The sequence below is a fragment of the uncultured Empedobacter sp. genome, assembly GCF_937930195.1.
In the GTDB taxonomy this organism is placed as follows: Bacteria; Bacteroidota; Bacteroidia; order Flavobacteriales; family Weeksellaceae; genus Empedobacter; species Empedobacter stercoris.
In genome coordinates, this window is record NZ_CALGVK010000114.1 from 1 (window position 1) to 7,696 (window position 7,696).

9 protein-coding genes are annotated in these 7,696 nt (G+C 32.0%); 5 read left to right on the forward strand and 4 right to left on the reverse strand.

Annotated features, from left to right (window positions below):
* Positions 1 to 328 precede the first annotated feature (328 nt).
* Positions 329 to 1,015 (reverse strand): YceI family protein, encoded by a 687-nt coding sequence (locus Q0616_RS07015; RefSeq protein WP_284583166.1) that lies wholly within the window; start codon positions 1,013 to 1,015, stop codon positions 329 to 331.
* 145 nt (positions 1,016 to 1,160) lie between these two features.
* Here Q0616_RS07015 and Q0616_RS07020 point away from each other — a divergent pair, with 145 nt between their 5' ends.
* A complete protein-coding gene (locus Q0616_RS07020) occupies positions 1,161 to 2,123 on the forward strand; it encodes an ABC transporter ATP-binding protein (RefSeq protein WP_298776068.1) in 963 nt (320 codons plus the stop codon).
* A 100-nt stretch (positions 2,124 to 2,223) separates the two neighbouring features.
* Here Q0616_RS07020 and Q0616_RS07025 read toward each other — a convergent pair whose 3' ends face one another.
* The 3 genes from Q0616_RS07025 to Q0616_RS07035 are packed head-to-tail and all read right to left on the reverse strand — an operon-like array spanning position 2,224 to position 5,000.
* The gene (locus Q0616_RS07025) at positions 2,224 to 3,000 is read right to left on the reverse strand and encodes an alpha/beta fold hydrolase (protein WP_298776070.1); all 777 of its coding nucleotides are present in this window, start codon (positions 2,998 to 3,000) and stop codon (positions 2,224 to 2,226) included.
* A gap of 4 nt (positions 3,001 to 3,004) precedes the next feature.
* Positions 3,005 to 3,730: a pyridoxine 5'-phosphate synthase gene (locus Q0616_RS07030; protein WP_171623353.1), complete on the reverse strand. Its 726-nt coding sequence runs from the start codon at positions 3,728 to 3,730 to the stop codon at positions 3,005 to 3,007.
* A gap of 10 nt (positions 3,731 to 3,740) precedes the next feature.
* On the reverse strand, positions 3,741 to 5,000 hold the full coding sequence (locus Q0616_RS07035; RefSeq protein ID WP_298776073.1) for a mechanosensitive ion channel domain-containing protein: 1,260 nt from the start codon (positions 4,998 to 5,000) through the stop codon (positions 3,741 to 3,743).
* Positions 5,001 to 5,067: 67 nt separating this feature from the next.
* Here Q0616_RS07035 and Q0616_RS07040 point away from each other — a divergent pair, with 67 nt between their 5' ends.
* The 4 genes from Q0616_RS07040 to Q0616_RS07055 all read left to right on the forward strand — a co-directional run.
* Positions 5,068 to 5,553, forward strand: coding sequence for a DUF456 domain-containing protein (locus Q0616_RS07040; RefSeq protein WP_298776076.1), 486 nt, complete (start codon positions 5,068 to 5,070; stop codon positions 5,551 to 5,553).
* Positions 5,554 to 5,663: 110 nt separating this feature from the next.
* On the forward strand, positions 5,664 to 6,125 hold the full coding sequence (gene rimP / locus Q0616_RS07045; protein WP_298776079.1) for a ribosome assembly cofactor RimP: 462 nt from the start codon (positions 5,664 to 5,666) through the stop codon (positions 6,123 to 6,125).
* Positions 6,126 to 6,140: 15 nt separating this feature from the next.
* Positions 6,141 to 7,376: a transcription termination factor NusA gene (nusA, locus tag Q0616_RS07050; RefSeq protein ID WP_298776082.1), complete on the forward strand. Its 1,236-nt coding sequence runs from the start codon at positions 6,141 to 6,143 to the stop codon at positions 7,374 to 7,376.
* A 63-nt stretch (positions 7,377 to 7,439) separates the two neighbouring features.
* On the forward strand, positions 7,440 to 7,696 hold a 257-nt coding region (locus Q0616_RS07055), incomplete at its 3' end, for a hypothetical protein (protein ID WP_298776085.1).

Here is a 7,696-nt window from a genome sequence, read left to right on the forward strand (position 1 = left end):
GGAAAATCATTTTGTAACGAATCTCCTTCTACATGTTCTAAGTCATCAGTGGAATGTATTTCTACCAACAAACATTTTTTATTTCCTTGAAAAACCACTTTACATAAAGATTTTTCAATATTATAATTAAATGTTTCATCCGGATGGAAGAACTTAATTGTTTTCATTGTTTTGTTAATGTATGTTATTAATTATGAGTACGAATATAATTAAGTTCATTTAATTTTCACAAAAAATAGTTAAGAAATTTTTATTTTCTGTGATTAACTAAAAAAGTCACCTATTTTGGATAGGTGACTTTTATAATAATGATTGACTTTTAATCCGATTATTTTGCAGCTTCTTCTGTTGCAGCAGCAGCTTTAGCAGATAAATCTACTTGTAATAAAACTTCGTCTTTGATGATAGATCCAGCTCCTCCAACGAAAGTAATTCCGAAGTCTTTACGGTTGATTCCGAACTCTTCAGATTTGATTGTTACACCATCTGCATCAACAGTTACATTAGCTTTGAACGTAACATTTTTAGGAACTCCACGGAAATCTAAGTTTCCAGAAATTTCTGAATTGTAATCACCTCCTTCAATTGCTTTTACTTCTGTAATTTCGAAAGTTGCAGTTGGGAATTTCTCAACGTCTAAGAAATCAGGAGATTTTAAGTGACCATCTAATTTTCCTTTGCTTTCAGCATCAGCGTCTAAATCTTTAGATTCGAAAGAAGTAAAATCAGCAACAAATTTACCTGATTCTAAAACACCGTTATTTACATTAACAGTTCCTTCTTGTAATTTTACGATTCCGTAGTGACCTTCTTCTGGTTTGTTGATATCATCAAAAGTTTTTCCGCCTTTCCAGTTTACAATAGATGTAGTCGTGTCGACAGCAAACTCAGCAGCTCCTTCAGATGCAGTAGCTCCTTCTTGAGCTTCTGTAGCAACTTTAGTTTCAGTATTTCCTCCACAAGATGTTAATACAACAGCAGAAACAACAGCTAATCCTAAAAATAATTTTTTCATATTGCTTATTTTAAATTTTATACAAAATTATAATATAAATTGATTGTTTGTATTGACTTATATCAATAAAGTAAATAATTAAACATTTATTTAATATTGAATAATTCTAAATACCTTAGCCAAAAATAAGAAAATTTATTTAATCGTGCTAAACATAAAGCAACTCAGTTTCAATTATCCAGATTTCGAAGAGCAAGTAATAGATGATATTAATTTCGAGGTTAATAAAGGGGAAGTGATTAGTATTATTGGTGAAAGTGGAAGTGGAAAATCGACCTTACTGAAGCTGATTTATGGCTTGTTTGATTTTGATAAAGGCGAAATTAAATATAATAAAAAAAAGTTGCGTGGTCCAGCTTATAATATCATTCCAGGTCATAAAATGATGAAATATGTAGCGCAAGATTATGATTTATTAGATTTTGTTACGGTCGGTGAAAATGTAGGGAAACATTTAAGCAATTTTGATTTAGAATTGAAACAACAACAAATTGATGAAGCCTTAAAGGTGGTTGAAATGTTAGAGTTTAAACATATTTTACCCAATAAATTAAGTGGTGGTCAACGACAACGTGTTTCTATTGCAAGAGCTTTGGCGCAACAACCTGAGATTTTGTTATTAGACGAACCTTTCTCTAATTTAGATCAAACCTTGAAACTTAGCATTCGCGAAAAAATAATGGATTGGTGTAAAGAGCATCAAATTACTGTCATTTTTACAACACACGATTTGAATGATGCATTTTATACGTCGGATAAAATTTTAGTTTTACAGAATGGAAAAATGATTCAGTTTAATGAGGTAGAAAACGTGCGCGAATTTCCGAAAACAGAATATGTTGCCAAGCTTTTTGGTTATGTGAATCTGTTAAAGCGTTCGCAAGATTTGGGAATAGTTTCCTCTTCTACGGTTGTTGTTTATCCCGAAGAAATTGTTATTTCAGCTAATGGAAATTTCGAAGGAAAAGTGATTTCATCTAAATTTCAAGGACGAGATTATTTAATTCGTTTTGCTTATCAAAATTTAGAATTGTTGACTTTTTCTAATCAAAAACTTCAATCAAATGATTTGATAAAGTTTGATGTAGAAAAGTTTAGAGAGATTTAAATTTGATGTGATTTTGCGCTTCGAGAAGTTTAGAATGACTTACTAAGTTTATTTTTTTAAAAAAAAGCGAAACCCTACATCGAATTTCGCTTTTCTATTATTATTTATCCAATAAGAAATTTAAAACTTCTGTTGTAAAATCTTTCGGATTCTCTGCATGTAACCAATGTCCTGCATTTGCAATTTTCTTGATTTCTGCATTCGGAAAACGTTCGCAAATGATCATTTCATCTTCTGGCATAATGTAATTTGATTTTGCGCCGCCCAAAAATAAAGTTGGTCCATCAAATTCACCTTTTAATAAATCTGTTCCAATCATTTCTTGGTAAAAATTATCCAAAACGTCTAAATTGAAACGAAATGTGTATTGACCATTATCAGCATGGTAAACGTTTTTTAATAAAAACTGACGGACACCCATTTCTGGAATATATTGTTCCAATGTTTTTTCCACATCTTTTCGTGTTTCAACTTGATCAAAATCGACAGATTTCAAGGCTTTAAAAATTGCATTATGATGAGGTTGATAAGCTTTTGGAGCCATATCAGCGACAATTAAATGATCTAATCTATTTTGATGAATCATAGCAAAATCGATAACAATTCGTCCACCCAAAGAATGTCCCAATAAATGAGCTTTTTCGATAGAATGAGCCTCCATGTAATTCACAATATCTTGCGTCATGGCAGCTAAAGACGAATCTTCGCTATGAAAACTACGTCCATGATTGCGCAAATCAATTAGATGAGTTGTAAAATGCTCTCCAAATTGTTTTCCCAATGTACTCCAATTGTCCAATTGTCCGAATAAACCATGAAAAATCAACAAATGTTTTTCACCAAAACCAACAATTTTACTGTGTAAGATTTCTGTCATTTTTCTACAAATTTGCTACTTCAATTTTACGTAAATATGCTTGAATGGTATTCTCTAAACCTAAATACAAAGCTTCTGAAATTAGTGCGTGACCAATTGAAACTTCTGAAATTTGAGGAATTTCACGAATAAAAAATTCGATGTTATCTAAGCTCAAATCGTGACCCGCATTTACAGCCAATCCATTTTCTATCGCTAATTTTGCGGTTTCTTTGTATGGATTAATCGCTTCAAGATTTCCTAACCCATATTGTGTAGCAAATTCTTCTGTATACAATTCGATTCGATCTGCACCAGTTTTAGCAGCACTTTCAATTAATGCAGGATTTGGATCTAAGAAAATAGAGGTTCTGATTCCAGCATCTTTAAACGTTTTAATCACATCTGTCAAATAATCAAAATGTTTGATTGTGTCCCAACCAGCATTAGAAGTGATTGCATCTTCTGCATCAGGAACTAAGGTAACTTGTTCTGGTTTCGAATTTAAAACCAATTCCATAAAACTATCAATTGGTTTTCCTTCGATATTAAATTCTGTAGTGATCACAGGTTTTAAATCATAGACATCTTGGTAACGAATATGACGCTCGTCAGGACGAGGATGAATCGTAATACCTTGTCCACCAAATTCTTGAATTTTAATAGCTGCTTCTACAAGATTTGGCGTATTTCCACCACGCGCATTACGAATAGTAGCAATTTTATTTATGTTAACACTTAATTTAGTCATGATTTTTATATTATAATTTTTTAAAGTCAGAAAGCGAAAAGCTTTGCATAATTTCCAAGTCAAATTTACGACAAGCTGTTAATAAATGGTCGAAAATGTCGGATTGAATTCGTTCGAATTCTAAATTATTCGCTGAAGTCGTAAAACAACCAATTTCCAAAGGCATTCCAAGTGGCGAAACAGGTAATTGTTTGACGATGATTGGGTCCTTTTGTGATACAGTTTTTAAACTCTTCAAATAACAGTCAACATAGATGCGAAATACACCAATATTGGTTAAGTTTTTACCATTGATATCAAGATCAGAATTTTCGATATTTTGATTGTAAATCGAAATTTCATGTCTTTTTTGTTGAATATATTGGTGAATTAAAGCAATATCTTCGAAACGGTTTAACATATCTTCATTGCAAAATTGAAACGAATTAACATTAAATGAAATTGAACGTTTTATTTGGCGCGTACCTGTTGCCATCATAGGCATATGATTGGTTACCTGAGAGGAAACTAAATCCACTGTTGGTACAGTCGCAATCGATTTATCAAACTTTTCAATCTTTACCAAGTTGATGTTAATTTCTTTTACAATACCTTCAATATCACCTTTCGAAATTGTAATCCAATCACCAACTTTTACAATTTTAGAATAAGAAATTTGTAAACCAGAAACGAATCCGAAAATAGCATCACGAAAAATTAATAATACCGCTGCAGTTAAGGCTCCAAGTACTGTAATAATTGTGTTTTTGTCAACGGTGAATAAAATCATTATTCCAGAGATAATCGAGAAAAATGTGATCATAAATTTCATCATCTGACCAAAAGTTCTTACGCCAACTGTGGTATAACTATTTTCTACATTGTAAATATCTATTATTGTATTAATTACTCTAAAAATAAGTTGAGTGAAAACAATTAAAGAGATTAATTCTGTAATGCGTTGAATAACAATATATACATTTCCGTCATCTCTAAATAAAATTTGATTCATACTTAAAGCAAAACTGATTGGAATAAGATGAATAAGCGAAACGAATACTTTATTTCGGTACAAAGATTTCATCCAATCGTTTTCGGTGAAGTTTTTTATTTTTTTGAGAAAAGGAAGAATAATCGCTCTCAGAATAAAATCTAATATAAATAGAATTGCGATCCAGATGACAACTTCTAAAAAAGTGAACAGATTTTCAGACAGATCAATTTTGAAGTATTGATTGAAAAAATATTTTACACCATCAGAAATTTCTTCGTAAAAAGATTTATCTTGCATAAGCTGTTAATTGAATTTTAAATAGATTTTATTTTGCAAATTTACAGTTTTAAAAATACAGAAAAATATGGATAACGATAGTATACTAAATCTTATCAGTGGAATTTTACTGGTTGTTGGGTTAGTTGGAACAGTTTTGCCAGTTTTACCAGGAGCACCTTTGGCATTGGTGGGATTGTTAGTGTTTAAATTTAGTGGAGATTGTAGCTATGGTTGGGGAACAATAATTATTGCAGGTTCATTTGTTTTGATAGGTGCTATTTTAGATTATTTATTACCCATTTATATGACCAAAAAACTCGGCGGAACGAAGTATGGCATTTGGGGTTCTGTTGTTGGGTTAATTGTCGGATTATTTTTTCCTCCGGTAGGTTTTATCATTGGACCCTTTTTGGGAGCTCTATTGGCTGAATTAATTTTGAGTGCCTCAAACCCGAAATCTGCTTTAAAATCTGCATTTGGTTCATTTACAGGCTTTATTTTAACGACGGGGTATGACGTGATATTGACTTTAATTTTTATTGGAATATTCGTTTATCAACTCATGAATTAAATAGATTAAATGATTGAAATTAGGTCAATAAAAAAAAATGACCTATATTTGCAGAGAATTTAAAGAAATAAATGGAGGAGGGCTGGTTATAGCTCTCTTTTTCGTTGTATATGGATTCAAATAAAGTAAAACAGCTAATAGATGAAGCAATCGCGGAGAATCCGTCATTGTTTCTAATCGATTGGAAAATCACTCCAGATGATAAAATTATTATTTTAGCAGATGGAGACGAAGGTCTTTCAGTCGAAGAAATTGTAAGAATAAGCCGACATGTAGAACACAATCTTGATAGAGAAGAGTGTGATTTTGCGTTGGAAGTTTCTTCTCCTGGAGTAGGTAGTGAATTAACCATGCCACGTCAATTTGTAAAAAATGTAGGTCGAACATTAGAAGCTACATTAAATGATAAAGTGATAGAAGGCGAAATTGTAGAGGCCGATGATGAAGGTGTTACAGTTTTTTGGGAAGCACGCGAGCCGAAGCCATTAGGAAAAGGAAAAATTACAGTAGAACACGAAGAAAAAATAAATTACGCTGACATTAAGAAAGCGATAATAAAAGTCACCTTTTAAAAAAAATAAAGTTTAATGGACAATCTTGCATTAATCGAATCTTTTGGAGATTTTAAAGACGATAAAAATATCGATCGTATCACGCTAATGGCCATCTTAGAAGAAACATTGAAAAGTGTTTTGAAAAAGAAATATGGTACAGATGATAACTTTGATATTATTGTAAATCCTGATAAAGGAGACTTAGAGATTTGGCATAACCGTATCGTTGTAGAAGACGGTTTTTCTGAAGACGATGCAACAGATATCGAATTGTCTGAAGCACGTAAAATTGAGCCAGATTTTGAAGTAGGTGAAGAAGTATCGGAAAAAATTCCGATCGAAGCATTAGGACGTCGTGCTATTTTAACTTTGCGCCAAACATTGGTTTCTAAGGTAATGGAGCATGATAATTCTAATTTATACGAAAAATTTAAAGGTTTAATCGGAGAAGTAGTTACGGGAGAAATCCACTATGTACGTCACAAACAAGTGATTATAATGGATGACGAGCAAAACGAAATGATTTTACCAAAAGAAAATCAAATACCATCAGATTTTTTCAGAAAAGGAGATACATTACGTGCTGTTGTAGATGATGTAAAATTAAGAGGAGCAAAACCTCAAATTATTTTATCAAGAACATCACCAAAATTCTTAGAGAAATTATTTGAACAAGAAATTCCAGAAATTTTAGACGGATTAATTACCATCAAAAATGTAGTTCGTATCCCTGGAGATAAAGCAAAAGTAGCAGTAGAATCTTATGATGATCGTATCGATCCAGTAGGAGCTTGTGTTGGAATGAAAGGATCTCGTATCCATTCAATCGTACGCGAATTACGTAATGAGAATATCGACGTAATCAACTACACAAACAACCAAAGTTTATACATTCAACGAGCTTTAAGCCCAGCTAAAATTTCAAATATCGAAATTAACGAAGAAACAAACAAAGCCTTAGTTTATGTAAATGCAGACGAAGTTTCGAAAGCAATTGGTAAAGGGGGGTACAATGTTCGTTTAGCTTCTAAGGTAGTTGGAATGGAAATTGATATTTTCAGAGAAGGAGCCCAAGACGAAGACGTAGAATTATCAGAATTTTCAGACGAAATCGATGCATGGGTAATCGAAGCATTTAGTGCTATCGGCTTAGATACAGCCAAAAGTATCTTAGAACAAGATGTGGATGACTTAATCAAACGTACGGATTTAGAAGAAGAGACAATCTTAGACGTTATTCGTGTGTTAAAAGAAGAGTTTGAAGATTAATTCATACTCAAGTCATAAACAATTCATACATTTGCAAACAATAAAATAAGAGATTAGCTTCATATGTCGGAAACAATAAGATTAAGTAAAGTATTAAAAGAATTAAATATATCAATAGATAGAGCTGTTGACTTTTTAGAAGGGAAAGGTAAAACTGTAGAGAAAAATCCGAACTCTAAAATCGATGTGCCAACTTACGATATTTTAGTTAATGAATTCCGATCTGATGCTAAACAAAAGCAAGCTTCCGGTGAAGTAGTCATTAACAAAATTTCAGAACTCAAAGAAGCTGAAAAGAAAGAAGCAGAAGCAAAAGCTGC